1 protein-coding gene is annotated in these 719 nt (G+C 66.6%); it reads right to left on the bottom strand.

Annotated features, from left to right (window positions below; all coding sequences use genetic code 11):
* Nucleotides 1-719, bottom strand: a 719-nt coding sequence (locus JKG68_RS32775; protein ID WP_246516140.1) for an ATP-dependent metallopeptidase FtsH/Yme1/Tma family protein, incomplete at both ends; no start/stop codon positions are given.

Below are 719 nucleotides of genomic sequence, written 5' to 3'. Positions count from 1 at the left end.
AGGTTGCGGATCTCCTCGCCCGTCAGGGTCTCGTACTCCAGCAGGCCGTGCGCCAGAGCCTCGAGCTCGTGCCTCTTCTCCGTCAGGATCCGGCGGGCGTCGTTGAGCCCGTCCTCCACCAGACGGCGAACCTCGGAGTCGATCTTCTGGGAGGTCGCCTCGGAGATGTTCTGCTGACGCCCCATGGACATGCCGAGGAACACCTCGTCCTGGTTCTCGCCATAGGCCACCGTGCCGAGCTCCGGCGAGAAGCCCCACTTGGTGACCATCATGCGGGCCAGACGCGTGGCCTGCTCGATGTCCGACTGGGCGCCGGAGGTGACCTTCTCCTTGCCGAAGATCATCTCCTCGGCGATGCGGCCGCCCATCATGATGGCCAGACGCGAGGTCATCTGCTCGTAGGACATGGACAGCTTGTCCCGCTCAGGGAGCTGCATGACCATGCCCAGCGCACGGCCGCGGGGGATGATCGTGGCCTTGTGGACCGGATCGGTGGCGGGCACGTTGAGCGCCACGACGGCGTGGCCGGCCTCATGGTAGGCGGTGAGGCGCTTCTCGTCGTCGGTCATGACCAGGGTGCGGCGCTCGGCGCCCATCATCACCTTGTCCTTGGCGTCCTCGAACTCCTTCATCGTCACGATGCGCTTGCCGCGGCGGGCCGCCAGCAGGGCCGACTCGTTGACGAGGTTCATGAGATCGGCGCCCGAGAAGCCGGGGGT

Origin of the sequence: Microvirga aerilata, from assembly GCF_016743775.1 — a bacterium.
Classification (GTDB): domain Bacteria; phylum Pseudomonadota; class Alphaproteobacteria; order Rhizobiales; family Beijerinckiaceae; genus Microvirga; species Microvirga aerilata.
This window is presented reverse-complemented; position numbering and strand designations above follow the sequence as displayed.